This is a genomic window from Acinetobacter sp. V2, from assembly GCF_001188385.1.
In the GTDB taxonomy this organism is placed as follows: Bacteria; Pseudomonadota; Gammaproteobacteria; order Pseudomonadales; family Moraxellaceae; genus Acinetobacter; species Acinetobacter oleivorans.
On record NZ_JZFB01000001.1, the window covers coordinates 243,573 to 259,787 of the forward strand.

The 16,215-nt window shown below is 35.7% G+C and carries 17 protein-coding genes; 10 read left to right on the plus strand and 7 right to left on the minus strand.

The annotated features are described in order from the left end of the window. The 4 genes from UC75_RS19600 to UC75_RS01105 form a co-directional block, all read left to right on the plus strand. Positions 1 to 351 (plus strand): AMP-binding enzyme (locus UC75_RS19600; RefSeq protein WP_416202190.1); only part of this gene is annotated, 351 nt, incomplete at its 5' end. A gap of 72 nt (positions 352 to 423) precedes the next feature. Next, complete coding sequence (locus UC75_RS01095; RefSeq protein ID WP_049836412.1) at positions 424 to 1,095, plus strand: class I SAM-dependent methyltransferase; 672 nt, start codon at positions 424 to 426, stop codon at positions 1,093 to 1,095. 276 nt (positions 1,096 to 1,371) lie between these two features. Next, the gene (locus UC75_RS01100) at positions 1,372 to 2,655 is read left to right on the plus strand and encodes a DcaP family trimeric outer membrane transporter (RefSeq protein WP_128825165.1); all 1,284 of its coding nucleotides are present in this window, start codon (positions 1,372 to 1,374) and stop codon (positions 2,653 to 2,655) included. A gap of 100 nt (positions 2,656 to 2,755) precedes the next feature. Continuing rightward, entirely contained in the window at positions 2,756 to 4,111 is a 1,356-nt protein-coding gene (locus tag UC75_RS01105; RefSeq protein ID WP_013198221.1) for an MFS transporter, read from the plus strand. A 49-nt stretch (positions 4,112 to 4,160) separates the two neighbouring features. Here UC75_RS01105 and UC75_RS01110 read toward each other — a convergent pair whose 3' ends face one another. After that, complete coding sequence (locus tag UC75_RS01110; RefSeq protein WP_049836414.1) at positions 4,161 to 5,399, minus strand: SGNH/GDSL hydrolase family protein; 1,239 nt, start codon at positions 5,397 to 5,399, stop codon at positions 4,161 to 4,163. 111 nt (positions 5,400 to 5,510) lie between these two features. Here UC75_RS01110 and UC75_RS01115 point away from each other — a divergent pair, with 111 nt between their 5' ends. Continuing rightward, positions 5,511 to 6,416 carry a LysR family transcriptional regulator gene (locus UC75_RS01115; RefSeq protein ID WP_049836415.1) on the plus strand — a complete coding sequence of 302 codons (906 nt, stop codon included), beginning with the start codon at positions 5,511 to 5,513 and terminating at the stop codon, positions 6,414 to 6,416. On the opposite strand, the gene UC75_RS19225 is transcribed toward UC75_RS01115, so the two are convergent. Beyond that, positions 6,409 to 6,711: a hypothetical protein gene (locus UC75_RS19225; protein ID WP_004793054.1), complete on the minus strand. Its 303-nt coding sequence runs from the start codon at positions 6,709 to 6,711 to the stop codon at positions 6,409 to 6,411. The genes UC75_RS01115 and UC75_RS19225 overlap by 8 nt on opposite strands. Before the next feature lie 904 nt (positions 6,712 to 7,615). On the opposite strand from UC75_RS19225, the gene UC75_RS19135 reads away from it, so the two are divergent. After that, the gene (locus tag UC75_RS19135; protein WP_005304246.1) at positions 7,616 to 7,762 is read left to right on the plus strand and encodes a hypothetical protein; all 147 of its coding nucleotides are present in this window, start codon (positions 7,616 to 7,618) and stop codon (positions 7,760 to 7,762) included. A 266-nt stretch (positions 7,763 to 8,028) separates the two neighbouring features. Next, positions 8,029 to 8,457, plus strand: a complete 429-nt coding sequence (locus UC75_RS01125; RefSeq protein ID WP_049836416.1) for a hypothetical protein — start codon at positions 8,029 to 8,031, stop codon at positions 8,455 to 8,457. 89 nt (positions 8,458 to 8,546) lie between these two features. Here the strand turns inward: UC75_RS01125 and UC75_RS01130 are convergent, their stop codons facing one another. The 3 genes from UC75_RS01130 to UC75_RS01140 all read right to left on the minus strand — a co-directional run bounded on the left by UC75_RS01130 (position 8,547) and on the right by UC75_RS01140 (position 9,952). After that, positions 8,547 to 8,864 (minus strand): hypothetical protein, encoded by a 318-nt coding sequence (locus UC75_RS01130; RefSeq protein ID WP_004793048.1) that lies wholly within the window; start codon positions 8,862 to 8,864, stop codon positions 8,547 to 8,549. Between the two features lie 115 nt (positions 8,865 to 8,979). Then, positions 8,980 to 9,195, minus strand: a complete 216-nt coding sequence (locus UC75_RS01135) for a hypothetical protein (RefSeq protein ID WP_005304252.1) — start codon at positions 9,193 to 9,195, stop codon at positions 8,980 to 8,982. A 280-nt stretch (positions 9,196 to 9,475) separates the two neighbouring features. Continuing rightward, positions 9,476 to 9,952: a CinA family protein gene (locus tag UC75_RS01140; RefSeq protein WP_049836417.1), complete on the minus strand. Its 477-nt coding sequence runs from the start codon at positions 9,950 to 9,952 to the stop codon at positions 9,476 to 9,478. Positions 9,953 to 10,268: 316 nt separating this feature from the next. On the opposite strand from UC75_RS01140, the gene UC75_RS01145 reads away from it, so the two are divergent. Continuing rightward, a complete protein-coding gene (locus UC75_RS01145; RefSeq protein WP_049836418.1) occupies positions 10,269 to 11,687 on the plus strand; it encodes an iron-containing redox enzyme family protein in 1,419 nt (472 codons plus the stop codon). 43 nt (positions 11,688 to 11,730) lie between these two features. Beyond that, positions 11,731 to 13,875 carry a catalase HPII gene (gene katE / locus UC75_RS01150; protein WP_128825103.1) on the plus strand — a complete coding sequence of 715 codons (2,145 nt, stop codon included), beginning with the start codon at positions 11,731 to 11,733 and terminating at the stop codon, positions 13,873 to 13,875. A gap of 56 nt (positions 13,876 to 13,931) precedes the next feature. Here katE and UC75_RS01155 read toward each other — a convergent pair whose 3' ends face one another. Both UC75_RS01155 and UC75_RS01160 read right to left on the minus strand, forming a co-directional pair. After that, positions 13,932 to 14,810 carry an SDR family oxidoreductase gene (locus UC75_RS01155; protein WP_005304264.1) on the minus strand — a complete coding sequence of 293 codons (879 nt, stop codon included), beginning with the start codon at positions 14,808 to 14,810 and terminating at the stop codon, positions 13,932 to 13,934. A 139-nt stretch (positions 14,811 to 14,949) separates the two neighbouring features. Continuing rightward, positions 14,950 to 15,351 (minus strand): DUF6367 family protein, encoded by a 402-nt coding sequence (locus tag UC75_RS01160; protein ID WP_049836420.1) that lies wholly within the window; start codon positions 15,349 to 15,351, stop codon positions 14,950 to 14,952. A gap of 474 nt (positions 15,352 to 15,825) precedes the next feature. Here UC75_RS01160 and UC75_RS22475 point away from each other — a divergent pair. After that, on the plus strand, positions 15,826 to 16,215 hold a 390-nt coding region (locus tag UC75_RS22475), incomplete at its 3' end, for a KGG domain-containing protein (protein WP_265597213.1).

Here is a 16,215-nt window from a genome sequence, read left to right on the forward strand (position 1 = left end):
AAAGGCCGTATTAAAGATGTGGTGATTCGTGGTGGGGAAAATCTCTTTCCAAAAGAAATTGAAGACTTTTTATATACCCATCCAGATGTAAGCGATGTGCAGGTGATTGGTTTACCAGATGCGAGATATGGCGAAGAACTCTGTGCTTGTATTATTTTGCATGAGCACCATCAAATTGATGAAAACAGTATTCGCCAATTCTGCAAAGAGCACATCTCTCATAATAAAGTGCCACGTTATGTCCGATTCTTTAATGAGTTTCCAATGACTGCTTCGGGCAAAGCACAAAAGTTTAAATTGCAGGAAATTATGCGAGCTGAGCTTAATTTAACTGGAAATGTCTTTGATTAAAGAAGTCGAAAGCCCGTTCAAAGTGCAGCAAACTATAAATTTAAAGGCAGTTTAAATAGAGGATAAAACAAAATGGCAAAAGACTTTAATAGCCCCAAAGTAGTCGAAGGATATGACGAACATATTCGTAAATTAATTCCAGGTTATGAAGTCATCCATCAACAAGTGGATGCCATTTTGCAATCGGTGTTGAAACCTCATGCTCATATCTTAATTGTGGGCTGTGGTACTGGATATGAACTCGAATATTTACTTAAACGACATCCGAACTGGAAATTTACAGCAGTTGATCCATCTTTGACCATGCTGCAAAAAGCTCAGGAACAGGTTGAACTTTTAGATAAATCTTCACAAGTAACCTTTGTTCACGGTGAAACTTCGGCTTTGCCTCTGGAAAATTGCTTTGATGCTGCACTTTCTATTCTCGTGGCTCATTTTATTGCAGATGAGATAAAACCTGTTTTTTTTAAAGATATTTATGATCGCTTAAAAGAAAAAACAGTTTTACTTACTTACGATTTAATGACGTGTGTAAATCCACAGCAGCTTCAAGCACTACGTTATTTATGCTTGGATCAAGGTTTAACGGAAGAGCAATGTCAGAAAATGTTAGAGCGTATGGCACAGGACTTTTTTAGCTTAACTACTGAAGGATATATCAAACTTTTGCAAAAGACTGGTTTTGAGAGCGTACAGCCGTATACGCAAATTTTGACGTATCAGGGTTTTATTGCAAAAAAATAATGTCAGTAGAGACAAAGGAATGTTGTCTTAACACCTAAATATTCTCAATGAGGATGAGAATATAAAAAACAAAAAATTAGAAGAATTAGCTTTACCTATAACACATTAAAAAGTGGCCTCAATGCTGCTTAAGGGAGGTTTTGTCTAAAAAATATGATGCAAGACTTTCTAGAGGAGAAAGTCTGATGTTTAAGGGCCTGTTTTAGATAGGTATATAACAAAAAGGATGTCGAGATCTTTAAGGCTAATTAAAGATCAAAAAAGGAAAGTTTTATGATAAATGCTTTAAATACAACGGTTCAAAAAAGCCTATTGGCAGTTTCTGTGACCCTGTTTGTGTCTTCTGCTTTTGCAGGTCAAACAGATCCTGAAATAGAACAACTTCGCCAAGAAGTAAAAGAACTACGGGCTATGCTACAAGCAAATATACAAGCTCAAAAATCTTTATCGCAACAAAGAGTGGAGCTAGCAACTTCTGCAACGCCCCAAGCTGCTCAGCCTACAAAACAAGTGTTAACTAAGTCTGGCGCAGAATTTAACTTATATGGATATATACGGGCAGATGCTTCTTATCAAATGAAGGGGGCTTCTACCATGTATAACAATATTAGTGGGGTTCCACTCGAAAATACGCCAGAAGAATCTGCTCAAAAAGACCAATTACACAGTACCGTTAATGTGACACGTTTCGGGTTGAATTTTAAAACTCCAACGGCTGTGGGTGATGTGGGCGGGAAACTAGAAATGGACTTCTTTGGGGCAGCTACTCGTGATCAGTTCCGTATACGTCATGCTTATTTAACGTTTGATAAATGGCTCATTGGTCAAACGTGGTCAACATTTATCGCACCTGAATATTATCCAGAAACGATTGATGCAGGCACATTTGTAGGCAGCGCATTATTAAGATCACCGCTTGTACGCTATAGCGATAACATTACGGCAAATACCAGTTTTGCAGTCAGTGTTGAAGACCCGAAATATACTGCGACAACTGACCCTGACAATAAAATGCGCTTACCAGCTTTGGTAGGACGCTTAAATCATAAATTTGCCAATGGTTCGATGTTATCTGCCCGTAGTTTAGTTGCCGAAAAAAGAACTAATAATGATGAGCAAGTCGCTTGGGGTGTGGGCTTCGGAGGTAAATATCAAATTACGCCCGATACATTACTCAAAGCCGATTATTACCATGTCAAAGGAGATGGGCGTTTCTTGCTATGGAGTAACAGCGGCTATGCAATAGATGATCAAAATAATATGCATAGCAATGAGTTTGACACTATTTCTTTGGGTATCACTCATCAATTTACGCCACAAATTCGTTCAACCTTAGCTTATGGCTATATGAAAGCCAAAGATGACAACCGTTTTGCCGAATTACAACGTAATAGCACCACACAAAACAAAGAGCTTTGGCAGGGTTGGGTGAATGTACTGTATAACCCTTACAAGCCAATTACCTTGGGTGTCGAATATGTGTATGGCGAGCGAGAAACGTTTGATGGCCGTAACGGGATTGATAACCGCTTCAATATGATGGCGAGTTATGACTTTTAATTTATTCAACAAGACCTTGAATAATCTGTTTTTTCTTTAGGGTGCAATATGTCGTTTTAAAAAATTAAATATGAATTTATCTCACAGAGGAGGTGAGTAAATGACAACATCTAAATTAAATGTAAATGAAGTTATTGATCAGGCCCGATTTACCCCTTTTCACTGGAGCATTTTGCTTTGGTGTTTATTAATTATTGTTTTTGATGGTTATGATCTGGTGATTTATGGCGTTGTACTGCCTTTGCTAATGCAAGAGTGGTCGTTAACAGCTGTACAAGCGGGGATGTTAGCAAGTACAGCACTATGCGGAATGATGTTTGGGGCAATGTTCTTTGGAACTTTGGCAGACAAAATAGGCCGTAAGAATGTGATTTTAATTTGTGTCACTCTTTTTAGTGGTTTCACCTTTTTAGGTGCTTTTGCATCAAGCCCACTTGAGTTTGGGGTACTTCGGTTCTTGGCTGGACTTGGCATTGGTGGGGTTATGCCAAATCTCGTTGCTTTAACCTCGGAATACGCACCTAAACGTATACGTAGTACTCTGGTGGGGACCATGTTTAGTGGTTATGCGATTGGTGGGATTCTTTCAGCTTTAATTGGTAGTTATTTGGTTGAAAGTCAGGGGTGGCAAATTATGTTTTTAATTGCTGGTATTCCACTATTTTTATTACCTGTTATTTGGAAGTTTTTACCTGAGTCATTAACTTTTTTAGTTAAAACAGGTAAAACTGAACAGGCACATAAAATTATTCAAAAAATTTCACCTGAACAAACACTAACAACCCATACGCAATTAGTGCTTAATGAAGATAATGTTCCAACAGGTAGTTCTGTAAAAGGATTATTTCAGCAAGGACGTGCTTTCAATACACTCATGTTCTGGCTCGTGTTCTTCATGTGCTTACTCATGGTGTATGCCTTAAGTAGTTGGTTACCAAAACTCATGCTGGCAGCAGGCTATTCACTCGGAAAGAGTATTTTATTCTTGCTTGCTCTAAATGTTGGCGCAATGATCGGTTCAATTGGTGGCGGTATTTTGTCTGATAAATTCCATTTAAAACCGGTAATTATGGGAATGCTACTGGCGGGAGTTTTAGCATTAATCGGTTTAGGCTTTAAGTCACCAGCCTATGTTTTATATGGTTTGGTGACCGTTGCAGGAGCTGCAACGATTGGGACCTCAATTCTTCTTTATAGCTACGTTGCACAATATTATCCATTAAGTGTGCGTTCTACTGGAATTGGCTGTGCCTCTGGTGTTGGTCGAATTGGGGCAATTGTTGGTCCAATCTTAACGGGCTTGTTATTGGGTTTAGAATTGCCGCATAAAATGAATTTTGTGATGATCGCAATCCCTGCAATTTTGGCGCTTTTCGCTGTGATGGTTCTAAGACGTTATGCAGCTGAAAAACAGCCGATTACACCAAAACTTACCGCCGAGTTAGAGGGTAATTAATGAATATTGATGCAGGTAGGGAATAAATTCCTACCTGTATCTGGCTGTTTTATTGATTAACTAGCTGGCCTAAATCAACCAGATTTGCCATTTGTTGATTACCGCGATCATTAGGATGTAAATGATCTCCTGAATCATAAATTGGATTTAATCGATCGAAATGTTTTGAATCTTTTAAGCCTTGCTCAAGATCAAGAACCCCATCAAATGTTTTACTGGTTCTCATCCAGTGATTAATACGCTGGCGTAATTCATCTTTGTTAGGCTGATAATAGTTATCTAAAGGTGTATTGGGTAAAGCGCCTGAAAATGGAAGTAGCGTCGCGCCAATCACTTGAATACCTTGGCGATGTGCTTCCTTTACAACACGTTTATAACCTTCGGTTAAGGCTTCAAACGACGGTATTTGTTGTTTAGGTGCAAAAGCTGTACCCGGCCATGAAATATCATTAATACCAACTAACACAATTAAAGTTTTAACACCTGAGTATTGAAAAACCTCACTTTTTAAGCGTTTTAAAGCACTGTCACCCATACCGTCTGTAAGTAGTCGATTCCCTGAAATTCCACTATTAATAACCGCTATTTGATGTGGCGATAAGCGCTTAGCTAAAAAGTCAGTCCATCTCGTATTTGCATCTAAAGTTGCAGTTGCGCCGTCAGTAATGGAGTCTCCAATGACTGCAACAACATGTGCTTTATGCTTCGGTTTTACTTCAATAGCCGATAATAATAACCGTGCAGTTGTTGTTTTGGCACTGCTAGGCTTATTTAAGTTCGCGGTCTGATTGCCCGTAATGAGCCAACTGGTTTGTTTCGCATCCCAATGAAAAGTTTTAAATGTAGTGGGCTTTTGAATAAAGCTATTTACCATTAACTGCGCATGATCAGGAACTGGTAATTGGATTGGATCACTAATCAGTTGTTTGCCAGGTAAAATTTGTGCTTTAAGTTTCCCAGAAAAATAAACAGGATAAGCACTCTTAGCTTTTAGACTTTGTCCTTTGAATATTCCCACAGTTGTTTTATCAATATATAGCGGTTGATCACCATATTGATTGGTAAAAACGAGCCTAACAGCTTCACCACCTAAACTAATTTGACTGATTTGTTTAATGGTCTGATTAGATATTTGATCGGGAATATTGGTCGGGAAAACGAAATCTTTATTCCAGACTTTTTGGGGGCTGGCTGCCCAAGTGGTAATCCATTGGCTCTTTTGTACTTCTGCTTGTACAAAGCTCGTAAATAAAACGAGAGAGAATAGGGCGGGTTGATAAAGTTTCATCTCGTGAACTCTTTAAAACGAATTAAAGTTATCTTGAAACAAATTGCTGGCTTGTTATAGCGACATAAGCGGAATAAGATTTGTGAATGAAATTCATAAATAGCTTTTGTTATGTCATATTTTGATATTAATCGGTCTGGCGAGTTGGCAATTTTTATTCGAGTGGTCGAGCTTGGAAGTTTCTCTGCCGTTGCAAGAGCTTGTGACATGACGCCGTCTGCGGTCAGTAAGTTAATTTCTCGGTTGGAAAAAAGACTTGGTGTAAGGTTATTGAACCGTTCAACACGCCAGTTTCAGCTTACCAGTGAAGGATGTCAGTTTTATGAGCAAGGCATTCACATAATCAATAACTTAGATGAACTAGAACAATCAGTTACCGCAAATCACATGCCGCAAGGGCGAATTAGAATTCATACCAGTCTTTCATATTGGACGCATTTTTTATTGCCTTGTATTTCGCTATTTAACGAGTGTTATCCACAAATTGAATTAGAGGCTCATTTGAGTGATGAAGTTATTAATTTAGTTGAGCAACGGATTGATGTTGCAATTCGTACAGGGCCTTTAAAAAGCTCAAATTTGGTTGCTCGCTCACTCGGAAGCACGCAGAAACATTACGTCTGTTCACCTGCATATATTGAAAAGTATGGTTGTCCGCAGCACCCAGAAGAGCTTTATGAACACCAGCTTTTAGATGTAAGTTATCAGCGCCAGAATAAAACATGGTTCTTTAAAAGAGACGAGCAAGAAATCACGCTTGCACCTACTAAAGTTCTGAGAGTAAATTATGGAGAAGCAATCTTACAGTTAGCACTCGCAGGTCTTGGCATTGCACAGCTTAATGAGTTCCAAGTTCGAAAAGCGCTAGAGCAGAAACTATTAGTTAAAATTCTTGAAGACTGGAATATCAATGCTTCTGAAGAATTTCATGCTGTTTGGATAGGACATGACAAATATGTCCCTAAACGCGTAAGGGCATTTTTAGATTTCTTGGTAGAGCAGGCAAAGATTAGTTAATTAAGTTTTTTCTGGCACTTAACTGACATTGGTGCATGGTTTCATTCATCGTTTCCACAAAGTGCATATCCGCATCAATATTTTGTAAGCTTACTTTAGGTAAGTTTTCTACAAATTGTGGCGAATAATGTTCTTCTAAAGAGTTATAAATACAATTACATTGCGAAAGTGCGCGTCCTGCCCAAACACAATGTCTGTTAAATTCATTTTTACTGATAGATCTGCAACCTAATAAACTTATAGAACTTATTAATAGGATGCACATTAAAACAATACGATATAAAAAAAACATCATAATTGCTCTTAGTTGGTTGTTGTTATCGTTCGATTTGGTATAGAGATGTTCTAATCTTTAATTGGCGTTAAATCTTGAGATTTTTTCCGTATAAAGATAAAAGTTTGGATAGGTAAAAAGATGGTAGGAATTCTTTAAAAGTGTTTTAAGCTGAACGATAAGATAATAAAGATGAAGAAAAATAAAATGATATAAAATAATAGTCATTAGAGACTCCTTGATAAAAGAAGTTACGCCCAATCACTGCTATTAATTATGGTGGTGAAACGAAAGAGGGTTAGCAGACTGATACCTAAGAAACCAGCACACCCGAAGGTGTCCCACTCCCGTTCCTCCGTCAAAGGCACGAGGGGCTCCACACCAAAAAACGTGTTTTTAGTGCACTTAGGTAGACGATCTGCTAAAACCGACTGACAAAATAGGTCAGCGGGAGCATCATAAGCTGAGTGTTAAAGCCGGTCAATTGCAAAAATAAAAGATTGGTTTATATAAACAAATATTAATATTTTTAAATTTTGATTAATAAAATAACTGATTATTTGGTATTTAAAGGTTTGATTAATTATTATACCTAATCTTTATAATTGAGTTTTAATGTTTATATATCAAATATTTATTAATTGTTAATTTATATATTGTTTGTAATCATTGACTTAATAAGACACAAACTCGGAAAGGATGAATAATTTTACTTTCATGAATATGACAATCTGAATTAATTAGCTAGTGCCAAAATTTAATTAAAATATCAATTGCAAGAATGATATTTTTTGATCATTTATTTAATTTTGATTTTTACAAAAGCTTGCATAATCTACAAAAGTTAAGAGAACCACTGCGGTAGGTCAACAGAAGATAATGTTATTCATAAGCTTACATCTTAAGATTAATCAGGGTGATCTCAATGTTAAGAATTTTTTGTGCAGTAAGTATGGTATTTGCAATCGCAATGGGTATGAGCGCTTGCCAAGATCGACATTCAACAGATGATGATGGAACACATGGCTCTAATGATCCAACCGTTCCTCAACAAATGGATAAAAACTCATAATTATTTCATCTAAGAAAACTCACTTCTATGTGAGTTTTCTTATCGTTAATTTCTATAAAATATGTAACATAATAAAAAAGATAATTATATGAAAATATAAAATTAATCAATGAATTAGCTAAAAATTATCTTTTTAATAATTTGTTGTTACTGAATTGTTTCGCTATTAAATTATAGTTTCAAAAAATTAATAAAATAAACACAATAAATTACTTATATTCATCCAAAATTCATTTTAATGATGAGAGTTTTATAAAGGTAAGGATATGCCCCAGTACTTAAGAATAGCTGAGAAAATCTATCAAAATGTTAAAGAAAAAAAAGGCTTTACAGATGAGCCTATGGAGGATCTTAACAATTTGATGATCGAACTCAGACATGAGCTTAAGGGGACAAAGCTTAAGCTTTTATACAATTACATTGATTTTGCTGAATTACTGATTAAACCATTACAGGAATCTAAAATTAAATTGGATTTAAGCCTTATTCCAAAGAGTAAAAATACACAAGAATTTGTGCTTTGGCTTGCCGGTTTTATTGAAAGAATTACTACAGGTGGGCAGGAAAAATTACCGCCAATTCAGACTAAAGTTGCTTTACCTGACTACACCCATGAAGAAACACATTCTTCTCCACTAAAACCAGTCAATAATGGAGAAGAAATTATTGAATATTTTAAGAAAAAAGAAAATTAAATAGTGGCATTTAAAAAGAGCCTATTTCCGAGGGCCAATCGGAAATAAGCTCTTAGTTTTGGACCAAAAGAGAATGTTATAAAAACAATTTATCTTCCATTCCATGCATCTTTAATTGCTTGTTTAGCATGTTCCCATTTTAAACGAGATTCAGCTTTGAGTTCTTCCCATTTTTGTTCCAAACCGCCTTCGACATCTTCAAACTGAGTGCCTTGTTCCGATTCAGCACGTGCACGATGACCTAATTCATAGGCAGTCGAAAAGTCTCGGTCATAATCGAGATCGGGAGTAGTGAGCTGAGCTTCTTGATAATAAGGACGAGTAAGGTAACTTTCGCGCCAATAAGTGTCAGAATAATTATGGTCGCCGGCTGGCAGTCGTGCGTGATCGCTATTTTGATCTGTCATCAGTTTTTCCTCATCTATTATTTAATTTTATGCTTATGGTAAATTTAGGAAGGTGAGGGCACCTTCCTAAATAAAATGAATGACCGCATCAAATGACATTTAAGTCAGCATCGGATTAACGTTGCTGATTATTGTTATTTGAGTTTTGTTGGCCTGAATCTTTTTGATTCGAGCCTTGTTGTTGGCGGCGATTGTCATTTTGCTGTTGTTGCTGATTGTTTTGTTGCTGTTGATTGCCGTTTGGCTGTTGCTGATTGTTGCGGTTGTCATTTTGCTGTTGTTGTTGCTGTTGATTATCGCGTTGATTGCTTTGATTATTAGTAGTGCTCATCTTTAATTACCTCATATCATTTATGATGTGTGTTTTATCTGAGAGCTTCAGATAGGTTTATTAAAACATGAAAAATTTTAATGTGTAGCCTTCGGGTGTTACCCTATATTTAACTGTAACTTTGAAAAATAAATAAAACCTTGATTTCTATAAAATGTAATTTTTATCAATAAACATAATTAATATGAAGATAGATAAAATTACATTTGAGCAAAATGGTGTTAAATAAATGCAATGGTCATTTCTAAATGTGTATATGTTATCTTTTATTAAAATGAATTTATTTTTTATTATCTAATATTGTGTATTCTATATCTTTAGAAATGCAATAAATAAGTTGTCTAATTTTAAGGCATGCTGGTCCTTTAAATATTCGTCTAAAGTTATAAAAATTATTTTTATAATAAATAGAATAAAAAAAGGTGCCTACAGGTTTTTCTTTAGTCTCAGAACCTCCCTTTTTTAAGAGGCCTGTGCAGGCAATATAAAGATCAGCATGTAGGAGTTCTTTGCCTTTTTTGATCATCTCTACAGTGACTTCCATCGATTCAGGTGTATATTTTTCAATGAGTTCAGATGAGATATGAAGTGTATTTTCTTTGACACGTAAGTCATAGCTGACTAAGCTTCCAATAAGAATATCACCTGAGTAGGGACTTAAAGAGAAGCGATAAGCTAAATAGCCCGCTGAAGCACTTTCAAAAAGTGCAATTTTAATTTTTTCTTGTGCGAGTAATTTGCAACATGAATTAAACATTGGTTTTCTCCTTAAAACTGTTTTTAATTTAGTTATAAGATTATTTTTAATTTATTTTTGTTAAGTTTTTAAACTTTATGATTTTTAAAGTAACTTAAATGTAATTAAAATTTATTATTTATATATTTTTTATAAAAACAGAGGCTTAAATAATTCTAAAGTTGAGAATGTAATTTTGTGTTATTTTTTATCTAATTGAAATTTAAAGATTTTAAAATTATGGGTTATTTCTTAATAACGTAATATAACAAAGATAGGCTGGGATTATAGTTTAGCTGAAGTATGGTAATTTATATCTCACTAAAGGAGAATAGAAATGCCTGTTGTAGTGAAAGAAAGATTATTAGACTTATTACAAGATAATCAACAAAACTATTACGAATTATTTGTTTTTTTTCTTGATCCTGATATTTCTAGTTTTGAAAAAGAAAAGAAAGCACGAGATTTTCTTAATAAAGAAATTGATAAAATAGATCAAAAGGAAATTGATTTTCCTGCAACTATAAATACGGTTAAAGAATGGTGTGAAAACGATAATAAACAAAATTGTGAGTTATTTCAGACTTACCTAAACCGTAGACAAAACGGGGGTGAGAGAGAGTATTTTAAAAATGTCGGTCAGGCATTCGAATTTTTAATTAAGGTTTCTCCAACTAAAAAAGTAGATGGTGCATGGCTATATAGTTCAGTTCACTACTGGAATGATCCGGTTTTTCATGACCTCATTATTACTTATTTGGAAGAGCTGGGACTAGGTGAGACGAAAGCAAACCATGTCTGTATTTATGATGACTTACTACGTAGTCTCGGACTCGATAGTTTTGATCTGCTATTAGAAGATGAATATTATCATAATGCCGTGATTCAGCTGGCGCTTGGTTATGCTCCACCTGAGTTCATTCCTGAAATTGTCGGTTTTAATTTAGGTTATGAGCAACTACCACTGCATCTACTCATCAGTAATTATGAACTTGCTGAACTGGGTATTGATTCTAAATATTTTAATTTGCACATTACTATCGATAACATTGATAACGGGCATGCCGATAAAGCAATTAAAGTTATAGAAAATATTTACGATAAATACAGAGATAAAGAACTTTTCTTTAGTAAATTGAAGCGCGGTTTTGCGCTTAATAGCCATGGTGTTTCGTCTTCAAAAATTATTAAAAATTTAAATCTTGAAGATTTAGTCCTTAAAATTTTAAAAAGAAAAGCGCTCGTAGGTCAGCTCATTCATAACGAAACTAGACAGTTTGGATGTAAAACGATTAACCAATGGTTATCAAATCCAGAAGACGTTAAAGGGCTGGTTACACATCTCATTGATCATAAGTGGATTAAATTTAATACCGACCCAGAACAGAGTGTGTTCTGGCGAATGATTAATGAAGAAAATGGAAAAATGTTTGGGGTATTTAACCCTGTAGAACGTCAAATTATTCATGACTGGATTGCTGGTAGTGATCATTCTTCTAACTTCTTGGCTTATAGCAGGGAATTAAAGAATAGCCAGCGTATTCAAGATTATCTCTTTAGCTATATTTCGGATGGCGAACTGGATGCACTCCAAGAGCGTATTCAGAAATCACATGATCTTGCCATAAAAATATGCAAGCTGACTCCGTTTTTGGCCCCCGATTCACACCATAAAAGCATTGGACTTTGGAGCACTCGTAAATACGTCGAACTCCTTTTTCCATATTTAAGTTCCTTTAACAAAACTAACTCTTGAAGTTTTTTAACTCACCCCACGTTTAACTTTAAAAACATAGGTAATGAACATGACTGATAATGTTAAATCAACAAATAAAACAAGTGAAATGGCTGGTGCTGACGCTGCAAATAAAGCCAATACTACCCAAAAAACTGAACAATTAGACTCAGTCAGAGACGATGCAACCAATGAAGCATTAACCACAAACCAAGGTGTTAAAATAGCGGATAATGAGAATAGCTTAAGAGCGGGCATTCGTGGTTCGACGCTATTAGAAGACTTTATTTTAAGAGAGAAAATTACTCATTTTGACCATGAGCGTATTCCTGAGCGTATTGTGCATGCGCGCGGTGTAGGTGCGCACGGTTACTTTCAAGCTTATGAAGGGAATGAGCGCTTAACAAAAGCGGGATTTTTAACTGATCCAAGCATTCAAACACCAATTTTTGTACGTTTCTCAACAGTGCAGGGACCACGTGGCTCTGCTGATACCGTTCGTGATATTCGTGGTTTTGCGATTAAATTTTATACCCAAGAAGGTAATTTCGATTTAGTCGGCAACAATGCACCAGTGTTTTTTGTACAAGACGGTATTAAGTTTCCAGACTTTGTTCACGCGGTAAAACCTGAACCAGATACAGAAATGCCAACAGGAGCAACTGCCCATGATACTTTCTGGGATTTTGTATCTTTAGTACCTGAGTCAGCTCATGCAGTAATTTGGGCAATGTCAGACCGTGCTATTCCACGTAATCTACGCTCAATTCAAGGTTTTGGTGTTCATACATTCCGTCTTGTTAATGCCCAAGGAAAATCTCATTTTGTGAAATTCCACTGGACCCCTAAACAAGGTTTAAGTGCTTTAGTGTGGGATGAGGCTCAAAAACTTGCAGGTAAAGATCCAGATTTCCATCGTCGAGACCTTTATGAAGCGATTGAGAATGGAGTTTATCCTGAATGGGAATTGGGCGTACAAATTGTCGAAGAAGAAGATGAAATGAACTTTGACTTCGATTTGTTAGATCCAACAAAAATTATTCCTGAAGAGTTGGTTCCAGTGACTCCAATTGGCCGATTTGTTTTAAATAGAAATGTAGATAATTTCTTTGCGGAAACAGAGCAGGTGGCTTTTTGTCCGGGACACATTGTGCCAGGAATCGATTTCACAAATGACCCACTTCTACAAGCACGCCTATTTTCGTACACCGATACGCAGTTAAGTCGTTTGGGTGGACCGAACTTCCATCAAATTCCAATTAATAAACCGGTATGCCCATTCCACAACAATCAACGTGATGGTATCCACCAACATACGATTCACAAAGGACAGGCTTCATATCAACCAAACTCAATTGATAATGATTGGCCAGCAGAAACACCACCCGCTGCTTCAAATGGTGGTTTTGAAAGCTATCCTGAACAAATTAGTGGTCACAAACTTCGTCAAAGAAGTGAAACCTTTTCCGATCATTTTTCACAACCGCGCCTTTACTACAAGAGCCTTGCGCCTCATGAGCAAAAGCATGTAGTCGATGCTTATACTTTTGAATTAAGTAAAGTGCAAAGAAAACACATTCGTGAGCGCCAAGTTCAACAAATTTTGGCAAATATTGATCTCGACTTAGCTCGACAAGTAGGTGCTAATTTAGGAATTGAAGTTCCTGATTTGACTCTAGATTATAAGAAAACCGCAGTTGAAAAATCGGCTAAATTATCTTTCTTGGCTTTCCCACCAGAAGATATTCAAGGCCGAAAAGTTGCTGTACTAATTCATAACCTTGTGAAGTCAGATACACTTGAAGCTATTAAAAATTGGGCGATTAAAGAAGGTGTGGTTGTTCATTTACTAGCGCCCAGCTTGGCTCCAGTAAAAGACCATAAAGACAATATTATTGTGGCTGATGGTATGCAAATGGCTGAACCTTCAATTGCTTATGATGCGGTGATTATTCCTGATGGCGATAACTTAAATGCCGTACTGCAAGATGGCGTAGCGCGCCATTATGTACTCGAAGCTTACAAGCATTTAAAACCAATTGCGTTTTTAGGTAATAAATCTGATTTGCTTGAACCGCTAGGTTTAGTTGCCGATGAGGGCACTTTAGTTGAAGATGAATTCCAGCCTATTGCTGAAAAATTCAAAAAACTGATTATGGCTCATCGTGTTTGGTCACGAGAACAAATAGCCGCTCAGGTACCAGCTTAATAAACAAGAAAAGCCCTGAAAGATTTATCTTTCAGGGCTTTTTTATATCTTAGGGATTAACCATTTACGATTTGACCACCGTTTACATGAATCACCTGACCTGTAATATAACTTGCATCATCTGAGGCAAGGAATAGGTAAGCAGGTGCAACTTCACTTGGTTGTCCCATTCTTCCCATTGGTGTGTCTTTACCAAATTCCTTAACGGTTTCCGCATCGAAACTGCTTGGAATTAATGGGGTCCAGATCGGACCTGGTGCAACACCATTGACCCGAATTCCTTTTTTCTGCTTCATTAAATTGTTCGATAAGCTACGTGTAAAAGTGGTAATCGCACCTTTGGTACTTGCATAATCAATAAGCTCATCATGGCCTTGATAGCTGGTAATACTGGTTGTATTAATAATACTGTCGCCTTCTTCCATATATGGAATAGCTTCTTTAGTAAGATAAAACATTGGAAAAATATTAGTTTTAAATGTTTTTTCTAATTGCTCATTACTAATACTTTCAATTTCCTTTTGTTGATATTGCACGCCAGCATTATTCACTAAAATATTAATTTTTCCATAATGTTGTAGAACTTTATCAATATCGAGTTTTGCAACATCTGGGTCAGAAATATCACCTTTTAATAAAAGGCAATGTTGTCCTTCTCTTTCAACAAGTTGTTTAGTGATTTCGGCATCCTCGTCTTCTTCAAGATAAAGGATTGCAATATCGGCACCTTCACGGGCAAACAATACTGCGACAGAACGACCTATACCACTATCGCCACCACTAATAACGGCAACTTTATCTTTTAACTTATCGCTACCTTTATGAGAGCTTTTTATAATTTCAGGTTCAGGATGCATTTTTTCCTGATCACCTGGTTGATGAGATTGAACTTGTGCAGGTGCGGATGTTGGATACTGATTTGTTGAGTTTTCCATACGTCAAATACCTCAGTTAAATATCTAATTTATAAATAGTGCGCTGTTACTACGTAAATATGAGTAAAATGAATTTTTTAATAAGTTGCCTTTGTTATTTTATTTATAAGGATGTAAAAAAATATTTTATATTTAAAAGTTAAATAATATCCATTAATTTGATTTTATTCTTATCAATCATACTTTCAATAATAGATCTATTGCCTGTATCTTCTAGCCAATTTTCAATAGGTATATTATTGGATAAGTCTAAAATTTCTTTAATAATTTTTTTAGCACCTTCAATATTTTGTGTCTCTTTATTATTTTTAATAATAATATTATCAAGCAATAATTTTATATCTTCTTGCTCTATATTCTTTGACTTAATAATATATAAATCTCTTTGAAAGGGATGGCTCGCATGCGGAGGATCTAATCTATAGCTCCATTCTTGGTCATAATTTTGCCATGAATTCTTAGACTTAATATGGCCGAGTAAAATTTCTGGAATAGAAATATGGATGTATTGTAGTGTTGACTCTTGATCTTTTAATTGCATGGCTAAACTACTCAAATTGCCTTAATAAAAATAGTTTTAAGTATTAATATTAATCTCTCAAGTAAATTTCCTTTGAAAATGTAATGATATATATTATTGTTTTTTATTGAAAATAAGTGTTTTACTCTGTGTTTGTTTAAGTAAGTATGTTTCATTATTTTACTTTTTGTTTATAGTTAAGCTGTTTTGTTGTTTGTATAGATATTTTAAATCTGTTTGTAAAAATATATTATAATGTGCAGTTAAGTAATAATAAGTGAGCTAATTATTTAAAAAGTAAAATGTGAGAAAAATTGGAATGTATAAATCTTTATTTAAATAATGAAGTTATAGAATTTTTAATCTTTCATTTTATATACATTTAAATTGATTGATACAGTGCATGGGTAGGAAAATATTATAGATCTTCTATCTTTATTAAATCCGTTAATCAAAAGCGGTAGTGACTATAATTAAATATAGGAAGATATAACTATGGCTAATACTAGATATGAAGATGATGATAACAATAGTACAGGTACTTCAAATCGTGGATTTGCAAGTATGGATCCTGAAAGAGTTAGAGAAATAGCCAGCAAAGGTGGGCGAGCAGCCCATGCCAGTGGTAATGCACATGAATTTACCTCTGAAGAAGCTCGTGAAGCTGGTCGAGCAGCGCATGCAAGCGGTAATGCACATGAATTTACATCTGAGGAAGCTCGTGAAGCGGGTGCCTTAAGCCATAGAAATGGTGGTCGCGGTCGTAGTCGCGATGATGACGACGATGACGATGATCGCGGTAGCCGTTCAGGTGGCCGAGGACGTAGCCGCAGCCGTGATGACGACGATGATGACGATCGCGGTAGCCGCTCAGGTGGTCGAGGC